Origin of the sequence: Microbacterium sp. CFBP 13617, from assembly GCF_014839445.1 — a bacterium.
In the GTDB taxonomy this organism is placed as follows: Bacteria; Actinomycetota; Actinomycetes; order Actinomycetales; family Microbacteriaceae; genus Microbacterium.
Genome location: NZ_JACYNW010000005.1, coordinates 168,037 through 188,088 on the forward strand (window position 1 = coordinate 168,037; position 20,052 = coordinate 188,088).

Consider the following 20,052-nt stretch of genomic DNA (forward strand, 5'->3'; position numbering starts at 1 on the left):
CAGGCGCGGAGTCGACGCGGGGCGCGGGTCAGGCCAGGCCGTGGCGGAACGCGAAGACCACCAGCTGCACGCGGTCACGCAGGGCGAGCTTGGTGAGCACGCGGCTGATGTGCGTCTTCACCGTCGCCTCCGACAGGAACTCGCGCTCTGCGATCTCGGCGTTGCTCAGGCCCGCCGCGGCGAGCGCGAAGATCTCGCGCTCGCGGTCGGTGAGGCTCGCGTAGCTCGCGGGCACCGGCTCGGCGCCGCCTTCGGCGATGTGCGCGAACAGCGTCCGCGTCGCCTCGGCGGCGATCACGGCGGAGCCGGCGTGCACGGTGCGCACCGCCGAGAGCAGGAACTCGGGCTCCGAGTCCTTCAGCAGGAACCCGCTCGCTCCGCGTTGGATGGCCCGCGCGGCGGCCTCGTCGAGGTCGAAGGTGGTCAGCACGACGACGCGCGGGGGCGCGGGTTCGCTCAGGATCTCCGCCGTGGCGGTCAGGCCGTCCATGACCGGCATGCGCACGTCCATGAGCACGAGGTCGGGCCGGGTCGCCCGCACCACGTCGATACCCTCGCGCCCGTCGGAGGCCTCGCCCACCACCTCGAGATCGGGCTGCGAGTCGATCACCATGCGGATGCCCGCACGGAACAGGACCTGGTCGTCGACGAGGACGATGCGGATGGGAGCGGTCATGCGGGCGGTTCCTCTTCTGGTCGAGCGAGGGTGCGGCATCCCCTGCGCCGATCGAGTCCGGCGGGGGCGGGGGCGGGGCTCACACCGGGCGCCCGATCGGCAGGATCGCCCGCACGACGAACTCGCCGTACTCGGGTTCGGCCGTGAGTCGGCCGCCGACCAACTGCGCGCGCTCGCGCATGCCGATGAGGCCGTGACCGCCCGGCGCGGCCGGGGCGACGGATGCCGTGGCACGGGCATTGCGGATCGACAGCTCCACCCGGTCGGGCCACCACGCCAGGTGCACGCGGACACGTGGGTCGACGCCGTGCCGCAGGGCGTTCGTGAGGGCTTCCTGCATGATGCGGTAGACCGCGAGCTGGATGGCGGCGGGCGGCTCGCCGGGCGGGGAGGGATCGACCTCGGCGGTGACCACGAGGCCCGCCGCGCGCATGCGGGTGTACAGCGTCTCGATGTCGGCGAGGGTGGGCTGCGGCCCCTCGGCCTGGCTGTGGCGCAGCTGCGTGAGCAGCAGGCGCACGTCTCCGAGGGCGGCGCGTGCCGTCGACGAGATCGTCGAGAGCGCCGCCGTCGTGGCCTGCGGGTCGGTCGCGGCAGCGTAGCGCGCACCGTCGGCCTGCGCGATGACGACGGCGAGCGAGTGGGCGACGACGTCGTGCATGTCGCGGGCGATGCGCACCCGCTGCTGCTCGGCGATCGTCTCGGCCTCGGCCGCCCGCTGCGCCCTGCTGTTGGCGGTCGCGCGCATGGCCGTGCGCACCAGCGCCCCCGACACCCACGCCAGCATGAGCGCGAACCCGGATGCCAGCAGCAACGCGGCGACCGCGAACCACTCGTTCGCGGTGAGCGGCGCCGTCACCCCGCGACCGACGAGGTACAGCGGCACGATGATCGCCCCGGCGATCGCCGAGGCGAAGCCGCCCCAGAACACGCGGCGCGTCCCGTAGGCCGCGGTGGCGTAGAGCACCGCGAAGATGGCGACGTCGCTGGGCGACGGCTGTCGACCGAAACCCATCTGCAGCAGCGCCCCCGCCCAGGCGAAGATCAGCGCCAGGGCCGGTTGCAGGCGGCGCAGCGCCACGGCCACGGTCAGGGCCACGGCCACCAGCATCCCGCCGAGCGTCTCGAGGGCCAGGTCGACGCCGGCGGTGGCGCCCGACCCGCCCGCGAGTTCTGTGGCGATGGCGAGCAGGCCGAAGACGAGGGCGATGCCGAGGTCGGTGACCAGTTGGTATCGCTGCAGCGGGCGCGGAGTGAACATCGCGGCCACGCTACGCGCCGCGGGTGGGCTGGGCATCCGTCTCGCGATGTATCTCGGCCGCGCTCACGCCGGGAAGGCGGCGGGCTCGATCGGGCGCGCCTCGAAGAAGGTCTGCAGCACCACCGTGGTGCGGGTGTTGACCTGGGCTGCCGCCCGGATGTCGCGGATGAGCGTCTCGAGATCGCGCGGCGTGGGCACGCGCACGAAGAGCATGTACGCCGCCTCGCCCGCGATGGAGTGGCACGCCTCGATGGCGGTCAGATGCGACAGGAGTTCGGGGGCGTTGTCGGGCTGGGCCGGATCGAGCGGCGTGATCTCGACGAAGGCGGCGAGGGGCCGCCCGAGCGCCTCGGCGTCGAGCACGGGGCGGTATCCGCGCACGATGCCGCGCGACTCCAGTCGGCGCAGTCGGGACTGCACGGCCGACACCGACAGCCCGACGCGCTCCGAGAGGTGCGAGAGCGTGGCGCGCGCGTCGAGCGAGATCTCGCGGACGATCGCGGCGTCGACGGAGTCCTCCAGGCGCGCGGCGCGGGCAGGGGCCTCGGTCATGCGCTCGACAGTATCAGGGTGTACGGGGGTCGCCCTGGCGGTGTCCGTAAGTTTTCCGTTACCATGCCACTTCAGCAGGAATATTTACAGCCCGATCGGAGGATGCCATGACCATCGCCACGCCTTCCCGTGCCGCGCACGATCTGCTCGACGGCCGAGCCGTCGACGACGTCGAACACACCCCCGCGTGGGCTCAGCTCAAGCGAGCCGCCACCGCGCTGCACACGCTGCAGGCGAAGGACGGCTCGATCGACGACACCGCCGCCGCCGGTCCCCTCGTCGACGAGATCGTCGACGCCATCGGCGCCCTCACCCCGCTGTTCCCCCACGACGACGCCTACCTCACGGCCTCGGTCGCCGACTTCCGGCGCTGGCAGGACGAGGGCCTCGGCACACCCGACTTCCTCGACTCGCTCGTCGCCTTCCAGCCGCAGGAGCACCGGGTCGACGGCATCCGTCATCTCGTCGTCTTCCCGATGTACACCCAGAACGGCTCGAGCAACCGCCACGTCGAAGCCGTGCTCGTCGAGGCCATCTGGCCCGAGTTCATCGCGCGTCTCGAGACCGAGTACACCAACCGCCTGTTCGTCTCGCTGCGGCTGATCGACTTCACACCCGGGTACGACACGAACTCCGCGGTGCTCTTCCCCGAGACCGTCGCCATGCGCGAGGTCCCCACCTTCACGTGGGGGGCGATCTTCCAGGACCGCGAGGCCGCGCGCTACCGTCGCGTCACCCGCGCCGCCGCCGACATCACCAAACTCGAGCTGCCCGCCGAGGCCGCGCGTCTGCTCGATGACCAGGACCTCGCCGAGCAGACGTTCGTCATGTGGGACCTCATCCACGACCGCACGCACATGCGCGGCGACCTGCCGTTCGACCCGTTCATGATCAAGCAGCGGATGCCGTTCTTCCTCTACTCGCTCGAAGAGCTGCGCTGCGACCTCACGGCGTTCCGCGAGTGCGTGTCGCTGCAGGCCCGACTGTCGGCCCGCGACGACCTGGATGCCGCCGAGATCGCCATGCGCGAGCACGCCGGCCTCGTGCAGTACGCCGTGATCTTCGACCGCATCTTCCGCTTCGCCATCACCGGCTCGCGCGTGCGCAACTACGACGGCCTCGGCGGACAGCTGCTCTTCGCCTGGCTGCACCAGCACCGCGTGCTGCACTGGACCGACACCTCGCTCGCGTTCGACTGGGACGAGGTGCCCGCCGCGGTCATCGCGCTGGCCGACGCGATCGACGAACTGTACTGGCGCTCGATCGACCGCCCCAAGGTCGCGCACTGGCTCGCCGCGTACGACCTCGTGCGCGCGGTCGTCACCCCGCACCCCGCCTCGGTGTGGGCGCGGGGACTCTCGGACGACGTACTCGCCGGGCTCCCGAAGGGGTACACCGACGCCGTCCTGGATGACGAGTTCCCGTTGTCGATGTTCTTCGAAGCGCTCGAGAAGAAGATGCGGCCCGTGATCGCATCGACCGAGGGGATCCGCGGAACGGACTGACGCGGGAGCGGGGTACGGCCGTACCCTGGCTCTCGCGGGAACGACGACGCGGGCGACGGGGCCGGCCGGGGGCGAGGGGATGACGATGACCGACGCACGGAACGACGACGAGGGAGTGCGGGGGCGCACGGTGCTGCTCGCGGGCGGAACGAGCGCCGCCGGACACGCTTGCGCGCGCGCACTGCTCGACACCGGGGCGCGCGTCGTCGTGGTGGGAAGCTCCGACGAACGTCTGGCGACGATGGCGGCGGACCTGCCCGGCATCGCCGTCGAACGCTGCGATCTGACCGACGAGCGCGCCGTCGGTGAACTGCGCGATCGCGTGCGCGCCGAGCACGGTCGCATCGACGGCCTGCTGCACCTGGTCGGTGGCTGGCGGGGCGGCGGGGGCCTGGCCGGACAGAGCGACGACGACTTCGCCTTCCTGCTGCAGTCGGTGACAGCGCTCCGACACGTGAGCCGCGCGTTCGACGACGACCTGCGCGCCTCCCCCGCGGGGCGCTTGGCGATCGTGTCGTCGAACGCGGTGGAACGTCCGCTCGCGGGTGGGGCGAACTACGCGACGGCCAAGGCGGCATCGGAGACCTGGGTGCGTGCGGTTGCACAGGGCTACGCGAAAGCGGCCCGCGACGCCGGGCGGGAGCCGACGGCCGCGGCGGTCATCTTCCGCGTCACCAGCCTGTCGGGGCTCGAGGACGCCCTCGCCGCGTCGTTCGTCGCCCTGTGGGATGACGACGCGACCGCCTGGAACGACGTGACGATCGGTATCGACGCTCCCGCCTGACCTCGTCAGCCGCACGCGTCTCGCGGCGTCGCGGATAGCGTCAGCCGCGCGCGTCTCCCGGCGTCGCGGACAGCGTCAGCCGCGCGCGTCGCCCGGCGTCGCGTGCGCGGGCGGCGTTGCGGCATCGGCGGTCCACGCGGGCGAGTCCGCGGTCGACGCGGCAGTCGACGCTGCGGCGTCTGCGATCGGCGGGGCGGCGGCGTTGTGCACCGACACCTCGCGGTCATCGACGGGAGAGGGCCCGTCCGCCACGTCGGCGTTGACCTCGGCCGTGCGGTACTGCCGCGAGAGGGTGCGGTAGGAGCGGGTGAGGAACGCGAGCGACGCGGCCACCACCATGAACAGTCCGGCGAAGACGAACACGAGCGCAATGCCGCGCGACGCTCCGTCGCCGACCAGCCAGCCCCACGTCGCTCGACCCTCACCGCCCCGCATGTAGGGGATGATCGCGAACTCGGCGATCGGGGCGATGAGGAACGAGGTGACGGGCGCGGCCGCCGACTCGAAGGCGGCGGCGAAACCGAACACCCGCCCCTGCGTCTCGAACGGCACGACTTTCTGGATGATCGTCTGCTCGGCGGCCTCGACCGGGGGGATGAGCGCCATGTACACCCAGATGCCGGCGACGTAGAGCCACCACCAGTCGCGCAGGGTGAAGATCGCGCCGAGCGCCCCCATCGCGATGACGAGCCACAGCATCGTGCGGATGGGGTTTCGGCCGAGTCCGAACCGCGCCACGAGCCCGCCGCCGATGATGAACCCCGTCGCGGTGACGCCGAGGACGACGCCCCAGACCTGCACGTCGAACAGCTCGAGACCGTAGGGGTCCATCAGGGCCATGTAGACGCCGCCGATGAGGTTGTTGAAGGTGGAGAAGATGAGCAGCGCGAAGAGTCCCGGAGCCGCCCGCACCGCGCGGATGGCCCCGCGCACGTCGACCAGGGGGCCGGGCTCGGCGCCCGCGGCCGGGCGCTCTTCGGGGATGCGGATGGTCAACAGGTGCACCAGCGCGACGAGTGTCAGCGCGATGGCGATGGCCAGGGTGCCGCCCATGCCGAGGAAGCCCACCGACAAGCCGCTGAAGACACTGGTGACCACGAAGGCCAGACCCTGCACCGTGCCGACCAGACCGTTCGCGTTCGCGTGGCGCTCGACGGGGACGAGGAGCGTGACCGTGGTCGACAGCGCGATGTTGCGCATGTTCTCGACGACCGCTCCGGCCAGGATGACGCCGGCGAAGAGCCAGAACCAGGGACCGCCCAGATCGAGCAGCGCCGCCTCGGGGAAGGCCAGCCACAGGGCGCCCGCGACGAGGAACGCCGTCAGGGTGACGAGCCCGGAGAACACCATGACCCGATGCTTGCGGTGGCGGTCGACGAGCGACCCGAAGAACATCGCGAAGACGGCGAGCAGCAGCATGTACGCCCCGCCGACGATTCCGGTGGCCAGCACCGAGCGGGTCTCGAGATAGACCCAGAACGTGAGCGCGAACCACAGGAAGCTGGTCGTGACGTTCGCCGCGGCGGTGTTGACGAGCACCGCGAGGAAGGTGCGGTTCCCGGTCGTCGGAGCGCCGGCCGGGGCGGCGGCGGAGGGCGGCGATGCGGACATAGCCACACGGTAGACCCGACCTCCGACATCGGCCAGACCCCGGCGCTCGGCGCCGCCGGCGGGACGGTCAGTCGAGCAGGCTGCGGATGTCGTCGGCGGTGAGGCGCGGGCCACCCGCGAAGACGCCGTCGCCCTCGTCGGAGCCCCCGTCGAGCACGCGCGAGAACAGGTCGGCTTTGGCCTCGCGCAGCGCCACCACCTTCTCTTCGACGGTGTCGGACGAGACGAGCCGGTACACGATCACCGGGCGCGTCTGCCCGATGCGGTGGGCGCGGTCGATGGCCTGATCCTCGACCGCGGGGTTCCACCACGGGTCGAGCAGCACGACGTAGTCGGCTTCGACGAGGTTGAGCCCTACGCCTCCCGCCTTGAGCGAGACGAAGAAGGCGGGATCGGTGCCGTCGCGGAAGCGGTCGATCTCGGCCTGACGGTGTGTCGTCGTGCCGTCGAGGTAGCCCGACGCGAGCCCGGCGTCTGTGCACCGCTGCCGCGCCGCGCGCAGGAACCGCGTGAACTGGCTGAGGACCACGACCCGGTGCCCCTCGGCGGCGGCCTCGACGAGGAGCTCTTCGAGCGCGTCGAGCTTCGCCGACGGCGCTTCTCCTTCGTCGACGAGGGCCGGGTCGAGGGCGAGCTGGCGCAGCATCGTCAGGGAGCGGAAGATCGCGAAGCGGTTGCCGTCGGCGTCGTCGAGCAGCCCCAGCAGCCGCTGACGCTCCCGGTGGAAGCGACGGTCGTAAAGCTTGCGATGCGCGGGGTGCAGGGTGACCTCGAGGATCGTCTCCTGCTTCGGCGGGAGTTCGGCGGCGACCAGCTCTTTGGTGCGTCGGAGCAGGAAGGGGCGGATGCGCCGGCGCAGCAGGTCGAGCCGTGCGCCATCGGAGTGCTTCTCGATCGGCGTGCGGTACAGCGTCGTGAACGACTCGCGGGTGCCCAGCAGACCGGGAGCGACGAGCGAGACCAGGGCCCAGAGCTCGAGGAGGTTGTTCTCCATCGGCGTGCCCGTGACCACGAGCGTGAAGGGCACCGACAGGGCCCGTGCCGCACGGTACCCGCGCGAGGCGGGGTTCTTGATCTGCTGCGCCTCGTCGAGCACCAGGCCCGACCACTCCCCCTCGGCGTACTGCTCCTGCTCGAGACGGAACAGCGCGTAGCTGGTCACCACGACGTGCGCCCCGGCGGCGGCCTCGGTGATGCTCGTCTTCCGTCGCGCCCGCGTGGCCGTGACCGTGACCGTCTGCAGCCCGGGGGCGAACGTGGCGCACTCCCGCGCCCAGTTGCCCACCACGCTGGTGGGAGCCACGATGAGGAAGGGAGGCATCCGCGGATCGGCTTCGAGCGCCGCCTGCATCATCGCGATCGTCTGCACCGTCTTGCCGAGGCCCATGTCGTCGGCCAGGATCCCGCCCAGCCCCTGCGCGCGTAGGAAGTGCAGCCAGTCGAGGCCCGCGCGCTGGTAGTCGCGGAGCGTGGCGCGGAGTCCGGCCGGCGGGTCGATCGAGGCGAGGGCGGCCTCGTCGGTGAGGCCCCGGACGCGCAGCCACCACTCGGCCTCGTGCGCGGCGATCATGCCCAACTCGGCCAGGTCGTCCCACAGTCCCACGTTGTAGCGGTTGAGCTTCATCCCCGCCTCGGGGCGATCGGCGAGGGTGCGCGCTTCGTCGATGACCGCGCGCAGTCGGTCGAACTCGGGGGTGTCGAGCCGCACGTACGTTCCGTCGCCGAGGAAGAGCGCCCGATCGCCGAGAGCGAGGGCCGTATAGAGATCGGTGAAGTCGACCTCGGCGTCGCCCACGGTCACGCGGGCGTGGAGGTCGAACCAGTCGCTCCCGTCGTCGGCTCCCGTGCTCAACTGCACGGACGGGGCCTCCGACGCGATCCGGTAGGTCAGCGCGTCGCCGGAGACGAGCACCCGCACGTGGTCGAGCGCCTCGAGGCGCGGTGCGGCCTCGACGGCGAGGATCGCGGCATCGGCCGCGGTCAGCGCCCGGGCGGGAGTCGTACCCGTCGCCGGGGGACGGGGAAGGGCGATGCGCAGGTCGGCGCCGATGGCGTCGACGGCGGCGATCACCCCGCGCTCGTGCTCGTCGTCGCGGCGTCCGCGCGTCGCCGAACGGTCCCACCGGGTGGCGAGCGTCGCCGAGCCCGAGCCGTGCGCGACGAGCACCTCGAGGACCGGCCGCGGCGCCGGGGGGAGCTCGACGGTGCCGCGCGGCGACACCACGGGCGCCTCGAGCTGGAGCCGGGGCAGATACTCGCGCAAGAAGGTCTCGGACCCGCCATCGTCGATGGTGAGGGCTCCCGTGCGCGCGAGCAGACCACGCAGCGGGTCGGTCACCGGCGTCGACAGGCGAGCGAGGGTGATGCGCTCGTCGTCTCCGTCGCGATCCGCGACGAAGGCCACCGCCACGGCGGGGTCTCCCACGACCCACGACGGCCGCGCGGCGACCTCGTCGGCCATCCCCTCGATGATCCCCCGCAGGAGCACCGCGGAGCCACGGCGATCGACGGCCATCGCGGGCACCGCCGGGTCGTCGGGGAGGTGAACCGGGTGGTGGGCGCCCGCGCTCGACACGATCGGCACCCCGGCCGCGAGCACGTTCTCGAGGTGCAGCCACAGCGAGTGCGGGGGAACGGCGGACAACGGCATCCACTCGTCGGACAGGAAGGCGGCGGGGCCGGATCGACCGACTCGGCCCAGACTGTCGAGGGCGGCGCGCGCCCGCGGATCGGCGGGGAGCGACGACAGCGCCGCCCAGCCGGCCCGCCCCTTGATCCAGGTTCCGCGCGTTCCGCGCATGCCGGGACGCGCCGTGAGGGTGAGGGCTGTGCTGCGGCCATGCCCACCCCCGCGACGGACGGCGAGGAACAGGCAGAGCTCGACGGGGTCTTCGTCGGTGGCCGCCGCGGGCGCGACCGCGAAGAGCTCGTCGAGCGATCGCTGCCATTCCGGGCGCGTCGGGCGCCCCGCCGACAGCACGCGGTCGAACAGCACGAGCGCGGCCGCGCACCCGTGCTCGCATTCGGGTCCGCGCCCGCACGAGCACCACCCGGCGAGGCGCGAGAGGTCGGTGGGCACCCGCAGCTCGAGGTGCTCGTAGCCCGCGGCTCCGAACGACTGCGCCGTCACCACGAGGACACCGTCGAGCGTCCTGACCTCGCCAACCTCGACGGAGCCGTACACGAGGAGCCGGTCGGCACGTGCCATCGCCGACGGCGAGAACAACTCGCCGGCGATGCTGAGCGCCTCGGGGTCCATGTGCATCCCTTCATTCTCGTCGGGTCCGACGACCTCCGGTCGGCGCGCCGGGCCGAATGGGGAGCGGAGTCCGACTTCGCGCCCTGGGGAGGAGGGGTTGGCCCCCTGGTCGTTACGCTGGAGCGGTGACTCCCCTCCACGACGCATCGGTGCGCGGCTTCGCCTCCGACAACTACTCCGGCATCCACCCCGACGTCCTCGCCGCGATCACCGCGGCCAACGAGGGCCACCAGGTGGCCTATGGCGAAGACGTCTACACCGCCCGCCTGCAGGAGCTGTTCATCGGCCTGCTCGGCGACGGCGTCGAGGCCTACCCGGTCTTCAACGGCACGGGCGCCAACGTCGTCGGGCTGCAGTCGATGCTCCCCCGCTGGGGTGCCGTGATCACGGCATCCACCGCGCACATCAACGTCGACGAGGGCGGCGCCCCCGAGCGCGTCGGCGGGATCAAGCTGCTGACCGTCCCCACCGACGACGGCAAGCTCACCCCCGAACTGGTCGACCGCGAAGCCTGGGGCTGGGGCGACGAGCACCGCGCCCAGCCGCTCGTGGTCTCGATCACCCAGTCGACCGAGCTCGGCACCCTGTACACCGTCGACGAGATCAGCGCGCTGGCCGCTCACGCACACGGGCACGGCATGCGCCTGCACATGGACGGCGCGCGGATCTCCAACGCCGCCGCGGCCCTCGACGTGCCGCTGCGGGCGTTCACCCGCGATGCCGGCGTCGACGTGCTGAGCTTCGGCGGGACCAAGAACGGAGCGATGATCGGCGAAGCCATCGTCGTTCTCGATCCGGCGGCCTCGACCGGCCTGACCTACCTGCGAAAGCTCGACATGCAGCTGTCGAGCAAGATGCGCTTCGTCTCGGCACAGCTGGTGGCTCTGCTCGAGGACGACCTGTGGCTGCGCAACGCCCGCCACTCCAACGCGATGGCGCAGCGCCTGCGCGCCGGCGTCGAAGCGGGGCTCGCCGACGGTTCGATCCAGGGCGTGCAGTTCACCCAGCCGACGCAGGCGAACGGTGTCTTCGCGACACTGCCGGCCGGTGTCGCCGACCGCCTCCGCCAGAGCTTCCGCTTCTACGATTGGGACGAGCTGCGCCGCGAGGTGCGCTGGATGTGCTCGTTCGACACCACCGCCGAGGACATCGACGCGTTCGTCGCCGCGATCGCCCGCGAGACGACGGCCTGACCCCGAATGCAGTGAGGGCCGCGGCATCCGATCCAGGATGCCGTGGCCCTCACCGCATCACGCCCCCGCCAGCCAGTCGCGGTAGGCGTCGAACGTGCTCTCGCGGCCCAGGAAGGCCTCGACCAGGTCGCGCGCGTCGCGGGTTCCGCCGGGCTCCAGGATCTCGCGCCGGTAGCGGAGCGCCGTCTCGACGTCGAACAGGTCGCCGGCGAAGGCCGACAGCAGGTCGCGCGCGATAACGAGGCTCCACTGGTAGGTGTAGTAGCAGGCGCCGTAGCCCGTGAGATGGCCGAAGCCGGCGTACGAGTGCGACCCGGGGAGGGGTGTGACCGGGCTCGCCGACCGGTAGTAGCCGTCGACCGCAGCCTGAAGGTCGGTCGGACGCTCGACGTGCAGGCGGTACGACGTCGTGGCGTGTCCGAGCTGCCGGGTCACCTCGAGGGCGCGGCCGAACGCGTCGGCGGTGCGCATGCGCGCGACGAGGTCGGCGGGAATGGCCCGGCCCTCGTCGTTCACCGCGAACGATGCCAGGACCTCGGCATCCCACGCCCATTCCTCGAGCAGCTGGCTCGGCGCCTCGACGAAGTCCCACTCGGTGGCGATCCCCGTGAAGGACGCCCAGCGGTGATGACCGCCGAGGATGTCGTGCACGAGGTGACCGAACTCGTGGAAGAAGGTGACGACCTCGTCGTGCTCGAGCAGACCGCGCGAGAAGTTGCACAGCAGCGCCCCCTCGGGCAGCGCGTGCCCCGTGATGCCGGGCACGAGCCCGAAGCACGCCGCGTGGTTGTACTTGCCGTCGCGAGGATGCAGGTCGAGGTGGATGCGGCCGAGCCGCTCGCCCGCGCGGACGACGTCGTAGGTGCGCACGTCGTCGTGCCACGAGGGCGCGTCGACGGGGACGTACTCGACGTCGAGAAGGCGCGCCGTCGTGGCGAGGACGCCGTCGAGCACGCGATCGAAGCGGAAGTACGAACGGACGAGCTGTGCGTCGACGTCGTACTCCTCGCGCTTGAGCGCGCTGAGCAGATACCAGAAGTCGGCGATCGTGACCTCGGTGGCGTCGGGCTCATCGCGGCGGAGGCGCTCGAGCACGCGGGCGTACTCGGACGCGGCGGCGGGGGCGACGGCCTCGGCCACCCGATCGAGGAACGCGCGCACCTCGGCGCTCGACCCGATCATGCGCGTCTCGGTCTCGTAATCGGCCCAGTCGCCGTAGCCGAGGAGGGCGGCCCGCTCGGCACGGACGGCGAGCAGATCGGCGAGCACGGCCTCGTTCTCGGGCCACGCCAGATCGTTGTAAGCCCCGACGAGGGCGTGACGCACGGAGATGTCGCGGGCGTACTCGCGCACCGGCATGAGGTCGGTGTACTCGGTGGTCAGCGTCACCATCGCCTCGTCGTCGGCGGGGTGCTCCGCCAGGAAGTCGGCCGGGAGTCCGTCGAGCGAGGCGGCCGGGACGCGGACCTCGCGGCGTCCTTCGCGGATGTGGCGCGAGAACGTCTGCGACAGAGCGGTGTCGCGGTCGGCGAGCTCTTGCACGCGCGCGCGGCCCGCGTCGTCGAGGTCGACACCACCGCGGCGGAAATCGCGCCGGAGGTGGTCGAGCAGGCGCTGCTGCGCGGCGTCGAGGCCCGCGGCGTCGGCGTCGGAGAACACGTGCCACAGGTCGCGATCGAGCAGCCGGCGCGCCTGCGCCGCGTCGATCGCCTGGGCCTGCGCTTCGGCGGCGGCGCGCACGTCGGAGTCGGGGTGGCACTCGCTGAGCAGGTGCGACGGCGCGGCGGCCTCGGCGAGCGCGATGTCAGCGTCGTTCCAGAGGTCGAGGCGCTCGCTCGTGGTCAGCGCCGTCTCGGCGACGAGACGGCGGTCGATCTCGGCCACGCGGGCGAGACGCTCGGCCGGGCGCTCCCCGGCGAAGCTCAACCAGCCGGCGCGGTCGAGCGGAAGGGACAGGGGTTCGAGGGGAGGATGCGGCATCCTCCGACCCTAGGGACGACCTCCGACACCGGCAACGTCGAGGACCGACGCCACCGCCGCCAGGCCGCGGAACGGCATCCGCGAGGGGATCAGCGCAGCGCGCCGACCGAGGCGAGCGCCAGGCGGATGAGCGTGCCCCGCCCGCCCTCCATCTCGTCGGAGAGGGCCTCGGATGCCGCTTCCTGCGGCGACAGCCACGTCACTTCGAGGGCGTCCTGACGCGGTTCGCATGTTCCCGTGACGGGGACCACGAAGGCGAGCGCGACGGCGTGCTGGCGATCGTCGTGGAACGCGCTGACGCCTGGGATCGGGAAGAACTCGGCGACGGTGAACGGCGTCGGCGACGGGGGCAGGGAGGGAAAGGCCATGGGGCCGAGGTCGTTCTCGAGGTGGCGGAACAGTGCGTCGCGCACGGTCTCGCCGTAGCGCACGCGCCCCGACACGAGCGTGCGGGTCATCTCGCCGAGAGGCGTCGCCCGCAGCAGGATGCCGACCTGGGTGACGGCCCCCATGCCGTCGGTGCGCACGGGGAGCGCCTCGACGTACAGCATCGGCAGGCGGCGGCGGGCCTCGGCCAGCTCCACCTCGCTCAACCACCCCGGGTTGGGGTTCGGGCCCCCCGGGGCGCCCGAGAAGGACGCCGACAACGATTCGTTCTCGTCGCCGTTGTCGCCGGAATCGGGGTCGGGGGTGCGTACGGGCATGATCCCTGTATATCAACCGTCCGCCCCGGATGCCGCGTGTCTTCGCCCACAGCGGATGTCGGAGGCCTTTGCGACAATGGGCCGCATGAGCACCCATCCTCCCCTCGACTCCACCCTCGTGCGCTGGTCCGCGCCGCCGGAGGAACGCGGCGATCGGCCGGTGCTCCTGCTGCTGCACGGCTACGCGTCCGACGAGCACGACCTCTTCGGGCTCGTGCCGCACCTGCCCGCCGACTTCGTGATGGCCAGCGTGCGCGCGCCGCTCACCCCGCCGTGGCCCACCCCCGGGGCGTCGTGGTACCCGATCGAGGGTCTCGACGGCCGCGACCCCGTCGCGATCACGCGCGCCGCCGAGGGGCTGCTGTCCTGGATCCGCGAAGAGGTCGGGCCGCGGCCGGTCGGTTTGCTGGGGTTCTCGCAGGGCGGCGCCGTCGCGGTGCAGACCCTGCGCGTCGACCCCGACGCGGTGGCCTTCACCGTCGTGCTGGCCGGGTACGCCGCCGCCGGCGAGCTGCCGGGCGACGCCGTGCTGGCCGAGCGGCGACCGCCCGTGTTCTGGGGACGCGGTTCGCGCGACGACGTCATCCCCGCGCACCTCGTCGACGTGACGGCCCAGTGGTTGCCGGCCCACAGCGAGCTGAGCGGTCGCGTCTACCCCGGGCTGACCCACTCGGTCTCGCAGGACGAACTCGACGACGTGCGCGCGTTCCTCGAGGCGCGTCTGGCCGAGGGGGGCACCCCGACCGAGGGGTGACGACAGGGGTCGATCGTTCGGTCGAGAGGCCGCGAAGCACGGGACGGACACCCGAGGGCAGCGGCCGTTCCGCGACGGGCGAACGTCAACCCCGACCCGATGTCGGAGGTCCGAGAGAGGATGGCGGCATGGCTGACGTACTCGACAGATTCGGGCCCGCCACGCGGGACTGGTTCCGCGGTGCGTTCCCCGCTCCGACCAACGCGCAGAAGGGCGCGTGGGAGTCCGTGTCGTCGGGGCGCAACGCGCTCGTGGTCGCCCCCACCGGCTCGGGCAAGACGCTCTCGGCGTTCCTCTTCGCGATCGACCGCATCTTCCGCGAAAAGGCTCCCGACGGGCCCGAGGCCGCTCCCCCGCCGCGTCGTCCGCGCGGCGCCGCGAAGACCACCCTCGCGAAGACCCCACCGACCACCACCCGCGTCCTCTACATCTCGCCGCTGAAGGCGCTCGGCGTCGACGTCGAGCGCAACCTCCGCTCCCCGCTCGTCGGCATCGGTCAGTCCGCCCGCCGGCTGGGCATCGAGGTGCCGTCCGTCACGGTGGGCGTGCGCTCCGGAGACACGAGCTCCAGCGACCGCCGCAAGCTCGTCACCGCCCCGCCCGACATCCTCATCACGACCCCCGAGTCGTTGTACCTCATGCTGACCAGCCAGGCGGCAGAGACCCTGCGCGGCGTGCACACGGTCATCATCGACGAGGTGCACGCGGTGGCCGCGACCAAGCGCGGCGCCCACCTGGCCGTGAGTCTCGAGCGCCTCGACGCGCTGCTCGACAAGCCCGCGCAGCGGATCGGCCTGTCGGCGACCGTTCGACCCATCGACGAGGTCGCGCGGTTCCTCGGCGGTGCTCAGCCGGTCGACATCGTGGCCCCCAAAGCCACCAAGGCGTTCGACCTGTCGGTCGTCGTGCCCATCGAAGACATGCTCAACCCGCCTCCGCCGCCGGGCAGCCCCGCCCCCGACGAGGCCGCCGACGGCGAGTGGTTCTCGGATCGCCCCGAGAGTACCGAGATGGCCGGGTCGGTCTGGCCGCACGTCGAAGAGGCCATCGTCGACCGGATCCTCGAGCGGCGATCGACCATCGTCTTCTCGAACTCCCGCCGCCTGGCCGAGCGGCTCACCGGGCGCTTGAACGAGATCTACGCCGAGCGGGTCGGCATCGAGGTGCCCGATCCGACCGTGCCGGCGGCGCAAATGGCGCAGGCCGGCTCGTCGGCGGGCGTCGCCGCGATCCTCGCGAAGGCCCACCACGGCTCAGTCTCGAAGGAGCAGCGCGCCCAGGTCGAAGACGAACTGAAGTCGGGCGTCCTGCGCTGCGTCGTCGCGACCAGCAGCCTCGAGCTCGGCATCGACATGGGCGCGGTCGACCTCGTCATCCAGGTGGAGTCGCCCCCGAGCGCGGCCTCCGGGCTGCAGCGCGTCGGACGCGCGGGCCACCAGGTGGGCGAGGTGAGCCGCGCGGCACTGTTCCCCAAGCACCGCAGCGACGTGCTGCACACGGCCGTCGTGACCGAGCGCATGCTGGCGGGGCGCATCGAGGCCATCTCGGTGCCGCAGAACCCGCTCGACATCCTCGCTCAGCAGACGGTGGCCGCCTCCGCCCTCGGCTCGATCGACGTCGAGGAGTGGTTCGAGACCGTCAAGCGCAGCGCGCCGTTCCGATCCCTCCCCCGCTCGGCGTACGAGGCCACCCTCGACCTGCTGGCCGGGCGGTATCCGTCCGACGAGTTCGCCGAGCTGCGCCCACGCCTGGTGTGGGACCGCGACGCGGGCACGCTCACCGGTCGGCCGGGCGCGCAGCGGGTGGCGGTCACCAGCGGCGGCACGATCCCCGACCGCGGCCTCTTCGGAGTCTTCGTCGCGGGCGAGTCGCAGAACGCCCGCGTGGGCGAGCTCGACGAAGAGATGGTCTACGAGTCGCGCGTCAACGACGTCTTCACCCTGGGCACGACCAGCTGGCGCATCGTCGAGATCACGCACGACCGGGTGAACGTCGTACCCGCCTTCGGCCAACCGGGCAAGCTGCCCTTCTGGCACGGCGATGGCATCGGCCGCCCCGCCGAGCTGGGTGAGGCACTCGGCGCCTTCTCGAGAGAGCTGGCGGGGGGCGACCGGTCCAAGGCCGAGAAGCGCCTGCGCGAATCCGGTCTCGACGACAACGCCATCTCCAACCTGCTCGCCTACCTGGCCGAACAGCGCGAAGCCACCGGCAGCCTGCCCACCGACCGCACGCTCACCGTCGAGCGCAGCCGCGACGAGGTCGGCGACTGGCGCATCATCCTGCATTCCCCGTACGGCATGCAGGTGCACTCCCCGTGGGCCCTCGCGGTGAACGCCCGCATCCGCGAGCGCCTGGGCGTCGAGGGGGCCGCCGTCGCGAGCGATGACGGCATCATCGCGAGGGTTCCGGATGCCGCCGCCGAACCGCCCGGGGCCGACCTCTTCGTCTTCGAGCCCGACGAGCTCGAGCAGATCGTCACCGACGAAGTGGGCGGCTCGTCGCTGTTCGCCTCGCGCTTCCGCGAGTGCGCGGCACGCGCCCTGCTCCTGCCCCGACTGAATCCGAACCGTCGCTCCCCCCTGTGGCAGCAGCGCCAACGCTCGGCTCAGCTGCTCGAGGTCGCGAAGCGCCACCCGGCTTTCCCGATCATCCTCGAGACGCTCCGCGAGGTGCTGCAAGACGTCTACGACCTTCCCGCGCTGCTGCGCCTGACCCGGCAGATCGGCGAACGGCGCATCCGCCTCGTCGAGATCACGACCTCGCAGCCCTCGCCGTACGCCCGCGATCTGCTCTTCGGGTACGTCGGGGCGTTCATGTACGAGGGCGATTCGCCCCTCGCCGAGCGCCGCGCCGCCGCGCTGTCGGTCGACCCTGCTCTGCTGAGCGAGTTGCTCGGCAAGGTCGAGATGCGCGAGCTCCTCGACCCCGACGTGATCGCCCAGTTCGAGCGCGAGGCCCAGCGGCTCGACCCGGACCGTCGCGCGAAAGGCGTCGAGGGCGTCGCCGACCTGCTGCGCATCCTCGGCCCGCTCGACGCAAGCGAGGTGGCCGCGCGACTGGACGCCGAGACCGACGCCCTGGCCGAGGCGGAACGCCACCTCGCGACCCTCGTCGACGACCGCCGCGCGATCCGCCTGACGATCGCGGGCATCGCCCGGGTCGCCGGTATCGAAGACGCCGGGCGTCTGCGCGACGCGCTGGGCGCCGCGCTTCCCGTCGGCATCCCGAACGCCTTCCTCGAGCCCCTTGCCGACCCGCTCGGCGACCTGGTCGCCCGATACGCGCGCACGCACGCGCCGTTCACCACCGACGCGGTGGCCGCTCGCCTCGGCGTGGGGATCGCGGTCGCGCGACTGACGCTGCAGCGCCTCGAGTCGCAGGGGCGCCTCGCGAGCGGCTTCTTCCTTCCCGAGGCGTCGGGCGGGAACCGCGGCGACGCCACCGAGTGGTGCGACGTCGAAGTGCTGCGCCGGTTGCGCATGCGCTCGCTGGCGGCGATCCGCGGCAGCGTGGAACCCGTCCCTCCCGCCGCCTACGCGCGGTTCCTGCCGGTCTGGCAGCACCTCGGTCGCCCGCTCGAGGGCATCGACGGCGTGCTCGCGGTGATCGAGCAACTCGCGGGTGTTCCCCTCCCCGCGAGCGCGTGGGAATCCTTGGTGCTGCCGTCGCGCGTCGCCGACTACTCCCCCGCCCTGCTCGACGAGCTGACCGCGACGGGCGAGGTCGTCTGGTCGGGACATGGCACCCTGCCCGGCCGCGACGGCTGGATCGCCCTGCACCCGGCGGAGGCCGCCCCCTTCACGCGTCAAGACCCGGATGACGCCGACGATCCGGCGCCCGATTCGTTGGAGGCGCGGATCCTCGGCGCTCTCGACGGCGGGGGCGCGTACTTCGCTGCCCAGCTCAGGCAGTTGGCCGGCGCCGAGAACGAGCAGTCGGTGAACGACGCCCTGTGGGCTCTCACCTGGGCGGGACGCGTCACGAACGACACCTTCGCGCCGGTGCGCACCCTGTTGAGCGGCGGCGGGCAGTCCCACCGCGTCGCCCGTCGGGCTCCGCGCGCACGCATGTACCGGGGCGCGACGATGCCGCGCGCAACCTCGGCTCCTCGCCCGCCGTCGCTGGGCGGCCGATGGTCGCTGCTCCCCGAACGCGAGCCGGACCCCGCCGCCCGGGCCACCGCCACCGCCAGCCTGCTGCTCGATCGGTACGGCGTCGTCACGCGAGGGGCGGTGCAATCCGAGGGGGTCCCCGGCGGTTTCGCGCAGGTGTACCGCATCCTGGCGGGCTTCGAAGAGGCGGGACACTGCCGCCGCGGGTACGTCATCGAGAAGCTCGGGGCGGCGCAGTTCGCCGCCTCCGCCACCGTCGACCGTCTGCGCGAGTTCGCGGCGGTCGCCGACCCCCCACCGCGACGCGCGATCACCCTCGCCGCCACCGACCCGGCCAATCCCTACGGTGCGGCCCTCGGGTGGCCGTCGATCGAGGGCGTCACGCACCGCCCCGGACGCAAGGCCGGCGGACTCGTCGTGCTCGTCGACGGCGACCTGACGCTGTACCTCGAGCGTGGCGGCCGCAGCGCGCTGGCTTTCACCGACGACGAGGCGCAGCTGCAGGCCGCGACACGTGACCTCGCCGAGACGGCGAAGAGACGTCGCCTCGAGACCCTCACGGTCGAGCAGGTCAACGGCGAGTTCGTGTACGGCACCGCGGTCGGACGCGCGCTCCGCGAAGCGGGTTTCGTCGAGTCCCCGAAGGGGCTGACCCTGCGCAAACTCACCGCCGGCGACGCCATTCGCGAGGCCGCTCGTGCGTGAGCGCGGCGGGCCGGTGACCCGCACCGCCCCCACACCGACGTCGCCCGCGCCGTTCGTCCGGCCGCGCCGGCCCGAACGCGGATCCGGCGCGACCGACGCCGTGGCGTCCTCGGCCCAGACCCAGACCCGGGCGAACCCCTCCACGCCCCACGACCCGGGAGCGCACCGTGCCTGAGGGCGACACCGTCTACCGCGCCGCCGCGAAGCTGTCGGCGGCCCTGACCGGCAAGGTCGTCACGCGGTTCGACATCCGCGTGCCCGGCAGCGCGACCGCCGATCTGCGCGGTGAGACCGTGCACGAGGTCGCCGCGCGCGGCAAGCACCTGCTGCACCGCATCGGCGGCTACACGCTGCACTCCCACCTCAAGATGGAGGGCCGGTGGGACGTCTACCGCCCCGGCGAACGGTGGCGACGTCAAGCCTTCAAGGCACGCGCGATCGTCGGGGTGAGCGGGGCGGATGCCGTGGGCTTCGACCTCGCGATGGTCGAGGTCCTCCGCACGGTCGACGAGCACACCGTGATCGGGCATCTCGGACCCGACCTGCTGGCCGATGACTGGGACGAGGCAGAGGCCGTCCGCCGCGTCGCGGCCGACGATCGCGCCGCACATGTCGCACTCCTCGACCAGCGCAACGTCGCGGGGTTCGGCAACGTCTACGCGAACGAGTTGCTCTTCGTACGCGGAATCGCGCCGACCACCCCGGCGAACGAGATCGACGTGCAGGCCACCATCGCCCTCGGCGAGCGCATGATCCGCGCCAACCTCCCCCGCCCCGAACGCACCTTCACCGGAGACAGTCGCCCCGGGCGACGGTTCTGGGTCTATGGCCGCGACGGAGCCCCGTGCCGGCGCTGCGGCACGCCCATCCGCGCCACGAGCCTCGGCGCCTCGTCCACCAGCGAGCGAAACGTGTACTGGTGCCCCACCTGCCAGCCCGGGTGAGGTGTCCCGCCG

The 20,052-nt window shown here is 72.2% G+C and carries 13 protein-coding genes; 6 read left to right on the plus strand and 7 right to left on the minus strand.

Annotated features, from left to right (window positions below; translation table 11 throughout):
* Positions 1-28: 28 nt before the first annotated feature.
* The 3 genes from IFU40_RS16130 to IFU40_RS16140 form a co-directional block, all read right to left on the minus strand.
* Positions 29-676 carry a response regulator gene (locus IFU40_RS16130; RefSeq protein WP_055935912.1) on the minus strand — a complete coding sequence of 216 codons (648 nt, stop codon included), beginning with the start codon at positions 674-676 and terminating at the stop codon, positions 29-31.
* Positions 677-755: 79 nt separating this feature from the next.
* The gene (locus IFU40_RS16135; protein WP_070409878.1) at positions 756-1,937 is read right to left on the minus strand and encodes a sensor histidine kinase; all 1,182 of its coding nucleotides are present in this window, start codon (positions 1,935-1,937) and stop codon (positions 756-758) included.
* A 63-nt stretch (positions 1,938-2,000) separates the two neighbouring features.
* Complete coding sequence (locus IFU40_RS16140; RefSeq protein ID WP_181016003.1) at positions 2,001-2,489, minus strand: Lrp/AsnC family transcriptional regulator; 489 nt, start codon at positions 2,487-2,489, stop codon at positions 2,001-2,003.
* 107 nt (positions 2,490-2,596) lie between these two features.
* Between IFU40_RS16140 and IFU40_RS16145 the strand changes: the two genes are divergently transcribed.
* Together IFU40_RS16145 and IFU40_RS16150 are read left to right on the plus strand one after the other, a co-directional pair.
* Entirely contained in the window at positions 2,597-3,994 is a 1,398-nt protein-coding gene (locus IFU40_RS16145) for a DUF6421 family protein (protein WP_191926969.1), read from the plus strand.
* A gap of 85 nt (positions 3,995-4,079) precedes the next feature.
* Complete coding sequence (locus IFU40_RS16150) at positions 4,080-4,778, plus strand: SDR family NAD(P)-dependent oxidoreductase (protein WP_191926970.1); 699 nt, start codon at positions 4,080-4,082, stop codon at positions 4,776-4,778.
* 75 nt (positions 4,779-4,853) lie between these two features.
* On the opposite strand, the gene IFU40_RS16155 is transcribed toward IFU40_RS16150, so the two are convergent.
* Entirely contained in the window at positions 4,854-6,389 is a 1,536-nt protein-coding gene (locus tag IFU40_RS16155) for an MFS transporter (protein WP_191926971.1), read from the minus strand.
* A gap of 67 nt (positions 6,390-6,456) precedes the next feature.
* Complete coding sequence (locus tag IFU40_RS16160) at positions 6,457-9,654, minus strand: DEAD/DEAH box helicase (RefSeq protein WP_198424695.1); 3,198 nt, start codon at positions 9,652-9,654, stop codon at positions 6,457-6,459.
* Positions 9,655-9,773: 119 nt separating this feature from the next.
* On the opposite strand from IFU40_RS16160, the gene IFU40_RS16165 reads away from it, so the two are divergent.
* Complete coding sequence (locus tag IFU40_RS16165; protein WP_191926972.1) at positions 9,774-10,841, plus strand: beta-eliminating lyase-related protein; 1,068 nt, start codon at positions 9,774-9,776, stop codon at positions 10,839-10,841.
* A 57-nt stretch (positions 10,842-10,898) separates the two neighbouring features.
* Here IFU40_RS16165 and IFU40_RS16170 read toward each other — a convergent pair whose 3' ends face one another.
* Complete coding sequence (locus tag IFU40_RS16170; RefSeq protein ID WP_191926973.1) at positions 10,899-12,821, minus strand: M3 family metallopeptidase; 1,923 nt, start codon at positions 12,819-12,821, stop codon at positions 10,899-10,901.
* Positions 12,822-12,910: 89 nt separating this feature from the next.
* Complete coding sequence (locus IFU40_RS16175; RefSeq protein WP_191926974.1) at positions 12,911-13,525, minus strand: NUDIX hydrolase family protein; 615 nt, start codon at positions 13,523-13,525, stop codon at positions 12,911-12,913.
* A gap of 85 nt (positions 13,526-13,610) precedes the next feature.
* Here IFU40_RS16175 and IFU40_RS16180 point away from each other — a divergent pair, with 85 nt between their 5' ends.
* The 3 genes from IFU40_RS16180 (at position 13,611) to IFU40_RS16190 (ending at position 20,040) form a co-directional block, all read left to right on the plus strand.
* Complete coding sequence (locus tag IFU40_RS16180; protein WP_191926975.1) at positions 13,611-14,279, plus strand: alpha/beta hydrolase; 669 nt, start codon at positions 13,611-13,613, stop codon at positions 14,277-14,279.
* Between the two features lie 128 nt (positions 14,280-14,407).
* Entirely contained in the window at positions 14,408-19,096 is a 4,689-nt protein-coding gene (locus tag IFU40_RS16185) for an ATP-dependent helicase (RefSeq protein ID WP_191926976.1), read from the plus strand.
* Positions 19,097-19,263: 167 nt separating this feature from the next.
* A complete protein-coding gene (locus IFU40_RS16190) occupies positions 19,264-20,040 on the plus strand; it encodes a DNA-formamidopyrimidine glycosylase family protein (protein ID WP_070408629.1) in 777 nt (258 codons plus the stop codon).
* Positions 20,041-20,052 lie beyond the last annotated feature (12 nt).

Excerpts from the sequence above, each read along its gene's own strand:
- IFU40_RS16170 (WP_191926973.1), bottom strand. The coding sequence starts at position 12,821 with ATGCCGCATCCTCCCCTCGAACCCCTGTCCCTTCCGCTCGACCGCGCC.
- IFU40_RS16150 (WP_191926970.1), top strand. The coding sequence starts at position 4,080 with ATGACCGACGCACGGAACGACGACGAGGGAGTGCGGGGGCGCACGGTG.
- IFU40_RS16160 (WP_198424695.1), bottom strand. The coding sequence starts at position 9,654 with ATGCACATGGACCCCGAGGCGCTCAGCATCGCCGGCGAGTTGTTCTCG.
- IFU40_RS16140 (WP_181016003.1), bottom strand. The coding sequence starts at position 2,489 with ATGACCGAGGCCCCTGCCCGCGCCGCGCGCCTGGAGGACTCCGTCGAC.
- IFU40_RS16155 (WP_191926971.1), bottom strand. The coding sequence starts at position 6,389 with ATGTCCGCATCGCCGCCCTCCGCCGCCGCCCCGGCCGGCGCTCCGACG.
- IFU40_RS16180 (WP_191926975.1), top strand. The coding sequence starts at position 13,611 with ATGAGCACCCATCCTCCCCTCGACTCCACCCTCGTGCGCTGGTCCGCG.
- IFU40_RS16175 (WP_191926974.1), bottom strand. The coding sequence starts at position 13,525 with ATGCCCGTACGCACCCCCGACCCCGATTCCGGCGACAACGGCGACGAG.
- IFU40_RS16135 (WP_070409878.1), bottom strand. The coding sequence starts at position 1,937 with ATGTTCACTCCGCGCCCGCTGCAGCGATACCAACTGGTCACCGACCTC.
- IFU40_RS16185 (WP_191926976.1), top strand. The coding sequence starts at position 14,408 with ATGGCTGACGTACTCGACAGATTCGGGCCCGCCACGCGGGACTGGTTC.
- IFU40_RS16130 (WP_055935912.1), bottom strand. The coding sequence starts at position 676 with ATGACCGCTCCCATCCGCATCGTCCTCGTCGACGACCAGGTCCTGTTC.
- IFU40_RS16145 (WP_191926969.1), top strand. The coding sequence starts at position 2,597 with ATGACCATCGCCACGCCTTCCCGTGCCGCGCACGATCTGCTCGACGGC.